This window comes from Candidatus Stoquefichus sp. SB1 (genome assembly GCF_001244545.1).
In the GTDB taxonomy this organism is placed as follows: domain Bacteria; phylum Bacillota_I; class Bacilli_A; order Erysipelotrichales; family Coprobacillaceae; genus Stoquefichus.
In genome coordinates, this window is record NZ_LN852692.1 from 150,229 (window position 1) to 165,801 (window position 15,573).

The window sequence follows — 15,573 nt, forward strand, 5'->3', positions numbered from 1 at the left end:
ATTATAGAGGCTTATTTAGAAATAATTGTTGTTCAAGGTTCATATTAAGGACATTCTATGATATTATATTGATTAGGGTGATAATTATGGATAGGATATTAAAAGTAAGAAAAGAATATGATCAGATTGTTATTTATAGACATGTTAATCCGGATTTAGATGCTTTTGGGTCACAACTAGGAATGTATTGGACTTTAAAAACATTATTTCCACAAAAAAATATTGTTTTAGCGGGGGAGATGGAAAGTGATTTATTAAGACTTTTTCCACCTTTTGAAACAGATCAACTGATCAAAGGCTCAACACTAGGCGTTGTTTTAGACACAGCCAACCGTGAACGCATTGATGGTGATATCACAATCTGTGATAAGATTTTAAAGATAGATCATCATATTGTTGTTGATTCATATGGTGATATTAATATTGAGGATGTTCATGCTTCTTCATGTAGTGAAATTGTTGCATTGCTGATGAAAGAAGGACGAGTTCAAATGCCAGTGAATGCTGCAGCATCTTTGTATTTAGGCATTATTGGTGATAGTAATCGTTTTTTATATAGTTCAACATCTCAAAAAACATTCGAGGCTGCTGCTTATTTATTGGATGCAGGAATTCACATTGATGAGTTGTATCAGGCACTCTATATGCGAAATAAAAGGGATTTAGAAGTGACGAGATTTATTTATAACAATTATCATGAAGATGGTGAAATTGCTTGGTATTATTTGAGTACAGAGGATTTAAAAACATTGCAGATTACGCGTTCACAAGGTTCTAATTATGTGAATACATTAGCCAATTATAAAGAATTTAAAATTTGGATGGCCATTACTCAAAATGATCTAGAAAATAATTATCGTGTCAGCATTCGAAGTCGTGATGTTGCTATTAATGAAATAGCAAATGAGTTTAGAGGTGGCGGACATGCTTTTGCAAGTGGAGCGACGCTTGTATCGTTAGATGAATTAAAAATGTTAGTTGGGAAATTAAAGGAGAAATTAAATGGATAAAATATTTGAAAGATTTTTTGGGAGAGTGACAGAAAATCAACAAGGAGATTTCTTTCGCAATCGGACTCCTCGTAAAGGTGGTTCAATTAAGGCGTTTGTTATTGTTTTGATTTTCTTTTTAGTGGCAGAGTATTTCACATTGTTGCCAGTTAATTTAAGATCACCAGACTTTGTCTTTTTCTTAAGTTTATGTATCATTGTGTTTATTGGTTTAAGAAGTTTATTTAATGCTGCTTTTGATAAAATCAATAAAGTTCTTTTAGGTGTTGCGGCACTTTTGATTGCGTATGTTTTTATTGGACAATTAATCAGTTCGCCTATTTTTCATGCTTCAAGTTATCAAAAACAATTAAATGTTGATAAAGATGCTGATTTTTTTGCAGATAATGAGAAAGTGAATTATCAGTCTATTCCAGTTGTAGATAAAGATAGTGCGGAACGTTTAGGTGATCGTAAGATGGGTGAGATTGTTGACTATGTTTCACAATTTGAAGTTGATGATGAGTATGGTCAAATCAATTATAATGATAAACCTTTTAGAGTGACAACGATTTCTTATAGTGATCTTATTAAATGGTTTACAAATCATGGTGAAGGATTACCTGCTTATATACGTGTAGATATGGTCACTCAGGAAAGTGAAGTTGTTCGATTAAAAGAAGGAATGAAATATTCTCATTCAGATATGTTCTTTAGAAATATTAATCGTCATATTCGTCTTCATTATCCAACAAAAATGGTTGAAAATCCATCATTTGAAATAGATGATGATGGACATCCTTATTGGATTGCACCAACTTATACTTATAAAATTGGATTGTTTGGTGGTAAAGATATTACAGGTGCTATTTTAGTGGATGCAATTAATGGAGAAAGTCAATATTATGATATAGAAAAAGTACCAACATGGGTGGATCGTGTTTATCCTTCAGACTTATTATTAAGTCAATTACAAAATTGGGGAAAATATACAAATGGTTATTTTAATACATTGTTCTCTCAAAAAGGTGTTTTAAAACCAACTGATGGTTACAATTATATCGCATTAAATGATGATGTTTATTTATATACTGGTTTGACATCTGTTTCAAGTGATGCATCTAATGTTGGATTCGCTTTAATCAATATGCGTACAAAAGAGGCTAAATATTATGCAATTAGTGGGGCTGAAGAATTCTCAGCAATGTCATCTGCAGAAGGAAAGGTTCAGAATTTAAAATATACGGCTACATTCCCAATTTTAATTAATGCTGGAGGACAGCCAACATACTTTATGTCTTTAAAAGATAGTGCTGGATTAGTCAAACAATATGCTTTTGTAAGTGTTGAAAATTATCAGATTGTAGCCACTGGTGAGAGTGTTGCTGCGGCTGAAAAAGAGTATTATAAATTATTAAATGATAATGGTAAGGTGAAAGTTGATTTTGATTCTAAGACGATTACTGCTAAAATCACAGCTATTCAAGAAGCAGTTGTCAATGGAAATTCAAATTATTATTTCCAATTAGAAGGTGAAAAGAAAACATTTATTGCACCAATATCTTTAAATAGTCAGTTACCTTTATTAAAGGCTGGACAGTCAGTAACAATTGAATATGTAGATGATGAGTCAACAAGTCAGACTGTATCATCTATTCAAATACAATAATGATGATGGAGGGGAAAAGATGAACGAATTGATGGATCGTTTAAAAATGTATGAACCATTGTTTGGACAATGGAAAGTTGATTTTATTGCAATGAATTATGAAGATATGGCTTGGGTTTATTTGATTGATGATCGTGGTAGTGAAAATGAGTATGCATTGATGAAGGTCAAAACTATTCAGTGTGCTGAAGGTGAAGTTGAAAGAAATGTTTATGATCTGATGATGAAGTATGATGTGATGACATTCCCAGATTTAACAAATTCACCTTATTTGCAAGAGGAACATTATTATATTGAAAATGATAATCAGATTGTTGGCACTGATATATGTTTATTATCTGCTATTTCACAGTTAGAAGATGAAGAAACGCCTTTATTAGAAGAGGATTTATTTCAATTGGCACTGAAATATATGAATGGTAATGAACGTGTTCAAGATGAATATCATGCTTATGAATTATATGAGAAAGCAGCACGCAGCAATCATGCAAAATCTATTTGTTCTTTAGGTTATATGAATGAAGTAGGACTAGGAACACCTATCGATAAAGAAAAAGCAGTAGCTTATTATCATCAGGCAGCTGATCTTGATGATGAAATTGCAGCCTGTAATTATGCGTTTTGCTGTTTTGAAGGAATCGGTTGTGAAGTCAATGATGAACAAGCTTTTGAATATTTTGAAAAAGCAGCAGCAAAAAATCATCCTCGTGCTTTGTTTTATTTAGGAGAATGTTATTGTTTTGGTAGAGGTGTCGATAAAGATGAAATGAAGGCTATGACACATTATAAACAGGCTGCCGATTTAGGTTTTACACAAGCCAAATATAGTGTTGGATATTGCTATGAATATGGTATTGGCGTTCCACAGGATTTAAGTTCTGCTGCTTCTTGGTATCAGGAAGCTGCTAATGAGGGATTAGAAGTCGCACAATTGCAATTAGGTTATTTTTATGAAGCTGGTGAAGGTGTTGAACAAAATCCTGAATTAGCTGTCTATTGGTATCAACAGGCATCTGATCGTAATTATGCTCCTGCTCACTGCTATCTGGCTTATTGTTATGAAATGGGTATTGGTGTTGAAAAAGATTTAGCTAAGGCTAAAGAACTTTATTTACGTAGTGCCAATATGGGTTATCCTCGTGCGATGATGTCATATGGAAAAATGATTGAAGAAGAAAACATGCCATTAGCTATGGAATATTTAAAACGTAGTGCTGATATTGGTTATGTCTATGCAATGTGTAAATACTCTTACTATCTTGAAAATGGAATTGGAGTAGAAAAAAATGAGAGTTTAGCTTTTGATTATTGTCAAAGAGCTGCCGAAATAGGTGACTCAGGAGCCTTGTGTACATTGGGATTCTATTATGAAAATGGAATTGGTTGTGAAAGAGATTTACAAAAAGCATTTGAATATTATCAACAATCAACTGATGCTGGAAGTTTACGTGGTATGACCAATTTAGGTTATTGCTATGAAGTAGGGATTGGAACAGAAATAAATGAAAAGAAAGCCGTTGAAACATATGAACAGGCAGCGGCTCTAGATTATGATGTTGCCTTATGTAATTTGGGTTACTGTTATGAAGTAGGAATTGGTGTTGAAAAAAATCTTCAAAAGGCTAAAGGTTATTATGAGCGTGCAGCCGCACAAAATAATTTACGTGCATTATGTAATTTAGGTTATTTATATGAACAAGGAATTGATGGCGAACCTGATTTTACAAAAGCGAGAGAACTATATGAAGAAGCAGCTCAATATAATTATACACGTGCCCTTTGTAATTTAGGTTATTTATATGATGAAGGTATTGGGGTCGAACGTGATCCTGAAAAGTCTTTTGATTATTATAATAAGGCAGCTGATTTAGGTGATCCTGTTGCGATGTGTACGATTGGTTATTTTTATGAAAATGGACTTGGTTGTCAACAAGATTTGCATAAAGCTATTGAATATTATCAGATGTCTAGTGATGGCGGAAATTTACGTGGAACTACAAATTTAGGTTATTGTTATGAAGCGGGAATTGGAACAGAAGTTGATAAACAAAAGGCTTTTGAAATCTATAAAATGGCAGCGGATAGAGGATATGATGTTGCACAATGTAATTTAGGATATTGCTATGAAACAGGAATTGGTGTTGAAAAAGATATTTTAAAAGCTAAAGAATATTATGAACTTGCTGGAAAACAGAATAATCTTCGTGCGTTATGTAATTTAGGTTATTTATATGAATTAGGAATTGATGGTGCACCAGATTTTATTAAAGCTAAAGAATTATATGAACAAGCTGCACAATTTAACTACACACGTGCATTATGTAATTTGGGATTGTTCTATGAAGAAGGAACGGGTGTTGAAACCAATCCTCAAAAAGCTGTTGAATATTATCAAAAAGCAGCTGACTTGGGTGATGAAGTTGCGCAGTGTAATCTGGGTTATTGTTATGAAAATGGAATTGGTGTCACTGTTGATATGCAACAAGCCAAACATTATTATGAACTAGCAGCTCAGGCACATTATCCTCGTGCCCTTTGTAATTTAGGGTTAATCTATGAATTAGGAAATGCTGGAGAAGTGGATGAGAATAAAGCTTTTACTTATTATCAGGAAGCTGCTCAGGCGCATTATCCACCAGCAATCTGTAATCTGGCTTGTTGTTATGAAGATGGTATTGGTGTTGATATTGATTTGAAAAAGGCTTTACATCTTTATCAGGAAGCCGCTCAAGCTTCTTCGGCACGTGGATATTATAATCTTGGACGTTTTTACGAATATGGAATAGCAGGAGAGCCCGATTATTCTCAAGCAATGGAAAATTATTTAAAATCACATGAGATGGGATATTTAGATGCAACGGTTTCAATTGGTTATATGTATGAAGCTGGTCGAGGTGTTCCACAGGATTATGACAAAGCTGTTGAGTTTTATACAGAAGCTAAAAATGCTGACTTTTCAAGAGGTTATTATGCTTTAGGAAATATGTATAAAGTTGGTCTAGGAGTATCAAAAGACACAGCCCAGGCCATTGAATATTTCCGTATTGCTGCTGATAAAGGACATGTTTCAGCAATGTATAATTTGGCTGTTTTGTATGATTTTGAAGCAGAAGAACAATATCGTGATATGGAAAAGGCGATTGAATACTATCAGCGTGCAGTAGCTCGAGGTCATTGTGGTGCAATGAATAATTTAGGTGTATGCTATAAAGAAGGAGACGGTGTCAAGATTAATTTTGATGAAGCGTTTAAACTGTTTGCTGATGCAGCTAAAGGACATGATGAACATGCTTATCTCAACCTTGCACGTGCTTATACTTATGGTCAAGGGACTGACATTGATTTAACAGCTGCAAAAGAGTGGTGTCAAAAAGCGATTGATTGTGAAATTAATGATGCTGATGAACTCATGAAGGAAATTGAATCAAAATCTCAAAGTAAAAAAGGATTTTCAATTTTTAAAAGAAAAAAACATTAATAAATATAAAAATAGCATTTATTCTCGTTTTGAGATGAAATGCTATTTTTATTTGTTTGATTCCAAAATATTTTTAAGATGATTCAGATGTAAGGACCAATCAAAACGACATAAACATTAATAATAATCATATCAACTATATTTAATTCCCAAATAGAAAGATGTGAAAAGAATTTGTAGACCAATGATGTACTGAGACGAAAGTATAGCCATGACAAAAAAGGCCATAGAAAATAAGTTTTATATTTTTCATGATAACCTCTTTTTTGGTTTGACTGATTTATATCAAAAATGATGAATTCCTAGACTATGATTTTTATCAATGTTTTTTTGACATTGATAAAAGCAAAAAAGAGCAGGGTTGTTCAAAGTCAAATGGATTTTTTGATGATGGTCTGTAATGTTGCTTTTGTTCATGAAATATATTGATAAATATAGGAATTTATTTGTAATTATGATATAATTACAAAATGAATTGAGGTGTATAATCATGAAATCAAAAATATTAGTGGTGGATGATGAAGAACATATTAGAGAACTGATCCGTTTTTATTTAGATAAAGAAGGATTTTCTGTAATGGAAGCTTCTAATGGAGAGGATGCTTTAGAACTCCTTGAAAATGAATATATAGATTTAGCAATCGTTGATATTATGATGCCAGTTATGGATGGTTTTCAATTGGTTGAAGAGATGAAAGAATTTAAAGATATTCCAGTGATTATGTTAACTGCAAAATCACAGTCATCTGATAAATTAAGAGGTTTTTCTTTAGGAATAGATGATTATGTGACAAAGCCTTTTGATCCTGATGAACTTTTAGCGAGAGTCAAAACTATTTTAAAACGTTATAGTATTAATAGTCAAAATATTGTACAGATTAAAGATGTTGTTTTTGATGGAGATAAATATGAAATTCGTTATCATGATGAGACAATTCATTTACCATTAAAACAATTTGAATTGGCTTTTGAATTGGCTAAAAATCCTAATCAGATTTTTACTCGTGAACAGCTGATTGAGAAAATATGGGGAATGGATTATGATGGGTTTGATCGAACAGTTGATGTTCATATTAAACGTATTCGAGAAAATTTAGGACATTTGCCAGGTTTTAAAGTTGTGACAGTGAGAGGTCTAGGATATAAAATTGAGGTTGAACAATGAAATCCATTTATGGAAAATTGATCTTAGGTTTTTTGGCGAGTATTCTTTTTAGTTTTTCAATTGCAGGATATTTTTCATTGCGCAAGAATTCTGATGAACTAGGGCGTTTGACAGTTGAAGAATTAGATAATTCAACAGAATTAATTGCGGATTTTTTAACAATGATTGATAATGAGAATCTCACTAAAGTTTTAAATGGTTATGCGGCAACTTCAGAAGTGAGCTTTTTTATTGAAACACAGGGACATAAAGATGTTTATGGAACTTTATCTGGTCGTCAATTAACAACCAAAGAACATGAATTATTAGAAAAGCATTTAGGAAAGACAATTTCACTACGTGATTCTTCAATGCGAAAATTAGCAAAATCTTTTGAAGTCAATGGCCAACAATATATTGTTTTTGTTCAAAAAGATATTGGTAAAAAAGAAATGGTTTTTGTTGATTCGGCAATGATTGCTGTTTTTTGTATGTTAATTGCAGGAAGTATTACTTTTCTTGTGATAGCGGATATTATTGTTAAACCTATATCTCGCTTAAATAAAGCAACCAATGAATTATCTAAGGGAAATTATCGGGTTCGTGTCAATTATACTGGTAATGATGAAATTGCACGTTTAAATCGCAGTTTTAATCAAATGGCTCAACAGTTAGCCAAACAGGAAGAAACAAGGCAACAGTTTATATCTGATGTTTCGCATGAGTTTCAGACACCTTTAACAGCTATTCAGGGATTTGCAACGATTTTAAAAAATGAAAAACTATCAGATGAACAAAGACAAAAATATGCGGATATTATTTTGTTTCATAGTAAACGTCTTTCTACGCTTTCTAAAAATATGTTACAATTAACGATTTTAGAGGGTGAAGATGTGAAAATAGAAATGAGTGAATTTTCATTAATTGAGCAATTGAATCGTGTGATTGAAACACAGGATAATCTTGCAATGAGTAAGAATATTGAAATTGAATTTAATATTCCTAAAAATGATGTCCGTATTGAAGCAGATGAATCAAGATTAGAACAGGTATGGATTAATCTTGTTAATAATGCGATTAAATATACGAATGACAATGGTGTTGTCACTATTTCAGTGAAGAAAACATCTAAAGAAGTAGAAGTGACAATACAGGATACAGGTGTTGGAATGAGTAAAGAGGCGATTTCTCATATCTTTGAAAGATTCTATCGTCAAGATAAATCAAGAAGTGTGGAAGGAAATGGTTTAGGATTATCAATTGTCAAAAGAATTATTGATTTACATCAAGGAACAATTGATGTAAAGTCAAGAGAAGATGGTGGCAGTCAGTTTATTGTTCGACTTCCTCAAGTGAGATCTTTCCATATTGGTGAAAGATTAATAAAAAAAGATAAAGATAATCATTCTTAAGAAAGGATTTGAATCTATGCATTTAAAAAGGATTGAATTACATGGTTTTAAGTCATTTGCTGATAAATCAGTAATAGAGTTTCAACCAGGGATTACCGGAATTGTTGGACCTAATGGCTGTGGAAAATCAAATATTAGTGATGCAGTGAGATGGGTTTTAGGAGAACAATCGGTAAAATCATTACGTGGTTCTAATATGGCTGATGTTATATTTAATGGCAGTGAAGATCGTAAACCACAGAATGTTGCTGAGGTGACTTTGGTATTTGATAATGAAGATCGTTTTATGAATTTTGATTATAATGAAGTGGAAATTACAAGACGTTTATATCGTCAAAATAATGAAGCTGAATATTTGATTAATAAGGAACCTTGTCGTTTAAAAGATATTCTTGATTTGATAATGGATACAGGGTTAGGGAGAGATTCATTATCGATTATTTCACAAGGAAATATTTCTAGTTTTGCAGATAGTAAGCCTGAAGAAAGACGTGGTATGTTTGAAGAAGCAGCAGGAGTTGCTAAATATAAAAAGCGTAAATTAGAATCGATTCGTAAATTAGAGAGAACGAAAGATAATTTGGATCGTGTTGAAGATATTTGCTTAGAGTTGGAAAAACAAATTGCACCTTTAAAAAGACAAAAAGAAAAAGCTGAAATTTATTTGGATCTTAAGAATCAATTACAATCTATTGAAGTCAGTGTTTTGGTTAAAGAAATTGAAAATTTATCTGCTTCTTTAAAAGAATTAAATACATCTTTGGATTCATTAGATAAAGAAAAGGTGACTATTGAAGGACAAATTCTATTAAATGAACAACAAAATGAAACATTAAAGAAAAAAATGTTTGATCTTGATCAAGAAGTCAATGGACTGCAAGGACAACTTTTAACAGCCATGAATAATGTTAATGAGCTAGAAACACAAAAGGTAGAAATAGATACAAACCGTAAACATATTTTAGAAAATACAGATAAAGAAGATTTACAGGCACGTATTGCCCAAATGAAGGCGATTTTGCAGGATGCTGTTAATGAATATAATGATCGTGTGAAGCGTTATAATGAAACCAAGGAAGAAAAACTTGATTTGGAAGCGGCTCAAGAAAGAAATCGTGCTGAAATGATGAATTTAAGACAAAATATCGAGAATTTAAATTTACAATTACATAATAATCGTAATCGTAGAGAACAATTGGTTGATATTGTTGAAAATAAATCAGGTTATAGTTATGGTGTGCGTTCAGTCATGAAAGCCAAAGAATCATTAAATGGTGTTATTGGGGTACTTGGGGATTTGTTAGAGAGTGCTCCAGAATATGAGACTGCTTTAGCCACAGCATTAGGAAATGCTGTTCAGTTCGTTGTCACAAAAACGGATGAAGATGCTAGAAGAGCCATTCGTTTTCTTAAGGATAATAAATCTGGACGAGCAACATTTTTACCTATTGAGATTATGCGTCCAAGAATCATTAGAGATGAACATTTAATTGTATGTCAGAATTTTAATGGCTATCTAGGCACTATGAGTGATTTTGTAGAATATGATTCAGCAATTGAAAGTGTTGTTTTAAACCAATTGGGGAATATTATTTTAGTGGATACACTAGAACATGCTTCAGCTTTATCACGTGCGACATTTGCAAGATATAAAGTTGTAACATTAGAAGGTGAAGTTGTCAATGTTGGTGGTTCATTGACAGGTGGAAGTTATAAACAGCAATCTTCTAATTTTGCAAGTAAACGTGAATTGGAAATGATTAAAGATGTGATTGTGACCCAAGAAAAAGAGATTTCTGAAAAGAAAGCAAAATTGAATGATTTGGATAATCTTGCTAGGGAAATTTCACACAATTTGCTGCAAAAACAGATGTCTTTTGCAAAATTAGAAGTCGTTGTGACAAATAAGAAGAGTGAACTTCAGGTCGCGAAAAGCGAATATGAAAGTTTAACCAATCGCAGTATTGAATTATCAGAGATTGAAAGCGGTAGTGAAGATAATCAGTTAATTAATGAATTGAATGATGCGAAAAAACGTCGTGATCGTTTAACTGAAAGTATTCAGGCAAAGCGTGAGTTGCGTATGAGTTTTGTTAATCAAAATGATCAGTTAGAAGAAACTTTAAAAGCAGCTCGTTCACATTTGCGTGAAATTCAATCTGATATGACGCAAAAGCAGGTTTTTAAAGCAAAACAAGAAACTGAATTGTCAAATTATTTATTACGTCTTAATGATGAATATAAAATGACTTATGAATTTGCTAAGGATGAATATACAGCTGAGATAAATATGGGTGAAGCCAAAGAAACTGTTCGTCTATTACGTCATAAAATTGATTCATTGGGTAATGTGAACTTACAGGCGATTGATGATTATCAGGAAGTATCAACACGTTATGAAACGTTAAATAATCAAAGAATTGATTTGATTAGTGCTCAGGATAGTATTTTAAAAGCTATTGATGAGATGGATGAAATTATGGTGACACGTTTTAGTGAAACTTTTGAAAAGATTAATAAAGAGTTTAATATTGTTTTTAGAAATTTATTTGGTGGTGGAAAAGCTGAATTAAAATATAGTGATCCTGATAATATTTTAGAAACAGGTATTGATATTGATGTCCAGCCACCAGGAAAAGCAGTACAAAATATTACCCTCTTTTCAGGTGGGGAAAAGGCTTTAATTGCAATATCTTGTCTTTTTGCAATATTAAGAGTACGACCTGTACCAATGTGTATTTTAGATGAAGTAGAAGCGGCTTTGGATGTGGCTAATGTTGAAAGATTCGCTAAATATTTAAGAGAATTTTCAACCCAGACACAGTTCATTGTTGTGACACATCGTGAAGGAACAATGGAAGAATGTGACCTTCTCTATGGTGCAACGATGCAACAAAAAGGTGTTACAAAGCTTGTGAGTGTGAAGTTAAAGGATGCTATTGATTTAGCACAGACTGCATAAGGAGGAAGACAATGGGATTTTTTAATAAGATTAAAGAGGCATTGGTTGGAAATTCAGCAAAACAAAATGAAAAGTATGTTGCTGGATTAGATAAGTCTGGTTCTTCATTATCATCAAAGATTAATGAATTGGCAGCACGTTATCGTGAATTGGATGATGATTATTTTGAGGAATTAGAAAATATTTTGATTATGAGTGATGTTGGTGTTTCAATGGTTATGACAATTATTGATGAAATCAAAAAGGAAGTTCGTTTACAAAATATTAAAGATCCTCAAGCTATTAACGATATTATTATCGATAAAATGTTTGTTATTTATGCCAATGATTCTTATATGACAACAAAAATTAATTATGATGATCAGGATTTGACTGTTATCTTAATGGTTGGTGTGAATGGTGCTGGAAAAACAACAACAATTGCCAAGCTTGCCCATATGATGCTTACTGATGGAAAATCTGTCATGGTTGCGGCTGGTGATACATTTAGAGCAGGAGCTATTGATCAGTTGGCTGTTTGGGCTGATCGTTTAGGAATTGAATGCATTAAAGGAAAAGAGGGTGGCGATCCTTCGTCTGTTGTCTTTGATGCTTTAAATCAAGCCAAAGAAAAAAATGTTGATGTCTTGATTTGTGATACTGCTGGACGTTTACAAAATAAAGTCAATTTGATGAATGAATTAGAAAAGATGAATCGTATTATCAAACGTGTTGTTCCTGCTGGTCCTCAAGAAACATTGCTTGTTATTGATGCAACAACAGGACAAAATGGTGTTTCACAGGCTCAGGAATTCTCTAAGATTACAGATATCACAGGAATCGTTTTAACAAAAATGGATGGAACCGCAAAAGGTGGTATTGTTTTATCAATTAAGGATACTTTAAATATTCCTGTTAAGTTTATTGGTTTGGGTGAAAGTATGGATGATTTACAAGAATTTGATCTTGAACAATATATCTATGGCTTATGCAAGAACTTGATGGAGGAATAGGATGGAATCAAGTTTAGAAAAGAAGCAAAGAGTAAATTTACTGATGGATTGTTATATTGATTTATTAACTGATAAGCAACGTGAATATTTATCTTTGTATTATGAAGAAGATTTATCTTTATCTGAAATTGCTGAAGATTTAGATGTTTCACGTAATGCTGTCTATGATAATTTAAAAAGAGCAGTCACTTCTTTAGAGGATTATGAAAAGAAATTACATTTACTAGAAAAACATATTCAAAGAATGGATTTAATTCAAAGAATTGAAACTGAACAAGCGACTTCTAATGATCAGTTAAATGATTATTTAGAAATGTTAAAGAATATATAGGAGGGTGTATTTATGGCTTTTGAATCTCTTTCAGAAAGATTACAAGAGAGTTTAAAGAAAATCAGGGGACAGGCAACGTTAACTGAAGACAATATGGATGAGATGCTTCGTGAAATTAGATTAGCATTACTTGAAGCGGATGTTAACTTCCAGGTTGTCAAAGAATTTATTGCGAAGACAAAAGAAAAAGCTTTAGGGCAAGATGTTTTAGGATCATTAAAACCTGGTCAGGTTGTTGTAAAGATTGTTCATGATGAATTAGTAGAATTATTAGGAACAAGTGTTAGTGAATTAGATTTATCAAAATCTCCAGCTGTTGTGATGATGGTTGGTTTACAGGGTTCTGGGAAAACAACAACTTCAGGAAAAATTGCAAAATTAATAACAAATAAATATGGTAAAAAACCATTGTTAGTTGCAGCGGATATTTATCGTCCAGCTGCGGTTGACCAATTAAAAACATTAGGACAGCAATTAGATATTCCAGTCTTTGAAAAAGGAACAGATATTAGGGCTGAAGACATTGTTAAAGAAGCAATGGATTATGCTTATGCTAATCATCATGATGTGGTGATTGTCGATACAGCTGGTCGTTTACATATTGATGAACCTTTAATGCAAGAATTACAGAATATTAAAGACATTGTGAATCCAAGTGAAATTCTTTTGGTAGTTGATGCATTAACTGGACAGGATATTGTTAATGTTGCCCAATCATTCAACGAACATTTAGGAATTACAGGGGCAGTTTTAACAAAATTAGATGGTGATTCTCGTGGTGGTGGTGCATTATCTGTGCGTCATATCACACATGTTCCAATTAAATTTATTGGGACTGGTGAAAAACTAGATGCTATTGATTTATTCTATCCAGATCGTATGGCAGATCGTATCTTGGGAATGGGAGATGTTGTTTCTTTAGTTGAAAAAGTTCAGGATGTTTATGACGAAAAGGATACGATGAAAACATTCCAAAAGATGCAACAAGGAACTTTTGGACTAGATGATATGCTTGATCAGATGCATCAAATGCGTAAATTAGGACCTTTATCAGGTATCTTAAAAATGATTCCAGGAATGCCTAAAATGCCTGAAATTAATGATGATGATACAGATAAAAAATTAAAAATGACAGAATCAATTATTTATTCAATGACAAAAGAAGAACGTCGTCATCCTGATATATTAAATGCAAAACGTAAAGAAAGAATTGCTAAAGGATGCGGACGTAGTGTTGCTGATATTAATCGTTTATTGAAACAATTTGAACAGTCACGATTAATGATGAAACAAATGGGTAATTTAGATCCAGTAACAGGTATGCCAACACAAAAACCTAAGCACAATATGGTAATCAATCCAAATCGTAAAAAAGAAAGACATAAGAAGAAAAAGAAAAGATAATTGTTATCAGTTTTTCCTAGCTAAAAAGATGTTATAATGTGATCAGGAGGTCATATTATGAAAGAAACATTTTTGAAAGTGGTCTGCTGGGTTCTACTGGCTTTGTTTTGCTTTTATATCTATTGGTTTGTTATTGTAAAAACTGAAATGTTTTTATTTCAAACACAAATAGATTCAATTGATGAACTACGGACATTCATTTTAGCAGGAGTATTAGACTTAACAATGATTATTGTTATTTATGGTGAAAAAATAAGGAGAGATTTAAAAACAAAATAAATCTTTCTTTTTTTCTTTAGAAACTCTTTATAAAAGATAAGATATTCTTATTACTTCTTTATTTTAAAATAAAGATAAGGAAGTGAAAGAAATGAAAAAGTTATGGATAATCATGATCTTGATTTGTTGTGTTGCAACAGGATTAACAATAACAAGTCAGTTTTTGATAAGAGATATTGATGGTAAGGCATTTATTTATGATCGTTTAGATATTTTAGCAGTTGGTGATAGTAATCTTTATAGTGCTTTTTCACCTCAACTGTATTATCAGCTTTATCAAAAGAAAAGCTATGTGATGGCAACTGCGAATCAATCCATTGATAAGACATATCAATATTTATCTGAATTTTTACTACACACCCATCCACAGATTATTTTGTTTGAAACGAATCCATTATATAGTTCTCACAATCCAACTCAAAGTCAAGAAACATCATTGAATTTATTATCGACTGATAATCATGTTCAACAAATGTATACCAAGAAAAAACGAAAAGATTATTTAGATGAATATGGATTTTATGAAAGTCGTCAAATCATACCAGGTCTATATTTTAATCATATGAAAAAAACATCAGAAATGTTTGTAATACCAGAAATAACCAAAATGTATTTTGAAAAAATTGTTGACATATGTCAACAATATCATATTCAACTCATATTGCTATCTGTTCCTTCAGCTATTGATTGGTCAATGGCAAAGCATAATTATGTTGCTTTTTTAGCTCAAAATAAAAATTTACCATATATTGATCTCAATCTTTCTAAGCAAGTGCATATCAATTGGTTGTTTGACTCTAGAGATGGAGGTATTCATCTCAATAACAATGGTGCAATCAAAGTGACTCGCCTGTTAGGTCAAATATTAGAAAAATAAAGTGTTAAGTAAAAACACTTGACAGATATAAAATTT

At 32.1% G+C, this 15,573-nt stretch carries 11 protein-coding genes; all 11 read left to right on the forward strand.

Annotation, left to right across the window (positions count from 1 at the left end; all coding sequences use genetic code 11):
* The first annotated feature begins 86 nt into the window (after positions 1 to 86).
* The 11 genes from BN1865_RS00765 to BN1865_RS00815 all read left to right on the forward strand — a co-directional run bounded on the left by BN1865_RS00765 (position 87) and on the right by BN1865_RS00815 (position 15,537).
* Positions 87 to 1,010, forward strand: a complete 924-nt coding sequence (locus tag BN1865_RS00765) for a DHH family phosphoesterase (protein WP_050635361.1) — start codon at positions 87 to 89, stop codon at positions 1,008 to 1,010.
* The gene (locus BN1865_RS00770) at positions 1,003 to 2,658 is read left to right on the forward strand and encodes a hypothetical protein (RefSeq protein ID WP_050635362.1); all 1,656 of its coding nucleotides are present in this window, start codon (positions 1,003 to 1,005) and stop codon (positions 2,656 to 2,658) included. The genes BN1865_RS00765 and BN1865_RS00770 overlap by 8 nt, the downstream gene beginning before the upstream one ends.
* Before the next feature lie 19 nt (positions 2,659 to 2,677).
* Positions 2,678 to 6,136: a tetratricopeptide repeat protein gene (locus BN1865_RS00775; protein ID WP_050635363.1), complete on the forward strand. Its 3,459-nt coding sequence runs from the start codon at positions 2,678 to 2,680 to the stop codon at positions 6,134 to 6,136.
* Positions 6,137 to 6,626: 490 nt separating this feature from the next.
* Positions 6,627 to 7,301, forward strand: coding sequence for a response regulator transcription factor (locus tag BN1865_RS00780; protein ID WP_050635364.1), 675 nt, complete (start codon positions 6,627 to 6,629; stop codon positions 7,299 to 7,301).
* Positions 7,298 to 8,692, forward strand: a complete 1,395-nt coding sequence (locus BN1865_RS00785) for a sensor histidine kinase (protein ID WP_050635365.1) — start codon at positions 7,298 to 7,300, stop codon at positions 8,690 to 8,692. Before BN1865_RS00780 ends, BN1865_RS00785 begins: the two co-directional genes overlap by 4 nt.
* Positions 8,693 to 8,708: 16 nt before the next feature.
* Positions 8,709 to 11,654, forward strand: a complete 2,946-nt coding sequence (locus tag BN1865_RS00790) for a chromosome segregation protein SMC (RefSeq protein ID WP_050635366.1) — start codon at positions 8,709 to 8,711, stop codon at positions 11,652 to 11,654.
* Between the two features lie 11 nt (positions 11,655 to 11,665).
* A complete protein-coding gene (gene ftsY / locus BN1865_RS00795) occupies positions 11,666 to 12,646 on the forward strand; it encodes a signal recognition particle-docking protein FtsY (RefSeq protein ID WP_050635367.1) in 981 nt (326 codons plus the stop codon).
* A 1-nt stretch (position 12,647) separates the two neighbouring features.
* Positions 12,648 to 12,977: a YlxM family DNA-binding protein gene (gene ylxM, locus BN1865_RS00800; RefSeq protein WP_050635368.1), complete on the forward strand. Its 330-nt coding sequence runs from the start codon at positions 12,648 to 12,650 to the stop codon at positions 12,975 to 12,977.
* 12 nt (positions 12,978 to 12,989) lie between these two features.
* Complete coding sequence (gene ffh, locus BN1865_RS00805) at positions 12,990 to 14,381, forward strand: signal recognition particle protein (protein ID WP_050635369.1); 1,392 nt, start codon at positions 12,990 to 12,992, stop codon at positions 14,379 to 14,381.
* A 57-nt stretch (positions 14,382 to 14,438) separates the two neighbouring features.
* Positions 14,439 to 14,660: a hypothetical protein gene (locus BN1865_RS00810; protein ID WP_050635370.1), complete on the forward strand. Its 222-nt coding sequence runs from the start codon at positions 14,439 to 14,441 to the stop codon at positions 14,658 to 14,660.
* Between the two features lie 91 nt (positions 14,661 to 14,751).
* Positions 14,752 to 15,537, forward strand: a complete 786-nt coding sequence (locus BN1865_RS00815) for a hypothetical protein (RefSeq protein ID WP_050635371.1) — start codon at positions 14,752 to 14,754, stop codon at positions 15,535 to 15,537.
* Positions 15,538 to 15,573: the final 36 nt, after the last annotated feature.

Coding starts and splice junctions, on each gene's coding strand:
- BN1865_RS00815 (WP_050635371.1), top strand. CDS start 14,752: ATGAAAAAGTTATGGATAATCATGATCTTGATTTGTTGTGTTGCAACA.
- BN1865_RS00790 (WP_050635366.1), top strand. CDS start 8,709: ATGCATTTAAAAAGGATTGAATTACATGGTTTTAAGTCATTTGCTGAT.
- BN1865_RS00780 (WP_050635364.1), top strand. CDS start 6,627: ATGAAATCAAAAATATTAGTGGTGGATGATGAAGAACATATTAGAGAA.
- BN1865_RS00775 (WP_050635363.1), top strand. CDS start 2,678: ATGAACGAATTGATGGATCGTTTAAAAATGTATGAACCATTGTTTGGA.
- ffh (WP_050635369.1), top strand. CDS start 12,990: ATGGCTTTTGAATCTCTTTCAGAAAGATTACAAGAGAGTTTAAAGAAA.
- BN1865_RS00770 (WP_050635362.1), top strand. CDS start 1,003: ATGGATAAAATATTTGAAAGATTTTTTGGGAGAGTGACAGAAAATCAA.
- BN1865_RS00785 (WP_050635365.1), top strand. CDS start 7,298: ATGAAATCCATTTATGGAAAATTGATCTTAGGTTTTTTGGCGAGTATT.
- BN1865_RS00810 (WP_050635370.1), top strand. CDS start 14,439: ATGAAAGAAACATTTTTGAAAGTGGTCTGCTGGGTTCTACTGGCTTTG.
- BN1865_RS00765 (WP_050635361.1), top strand. CDS start 87: ATGGATAGGATATTAAAAGTAAGAAAAGAATATGATCAGATTGTTATT.
- ylxM (WP_050635368.1), top strand. CDS start 12,648: ATGGAATCAAGTTTAGAAAAGAAGCAAAGAGTAAATTTACTGATGGAT.
- ftsY (WP_050635367.1), top strand. CDS start 11,666: ATGGGATTTTTTAATAAGATTAAAGAGGCATTGGTTGGAAATTCAGCA.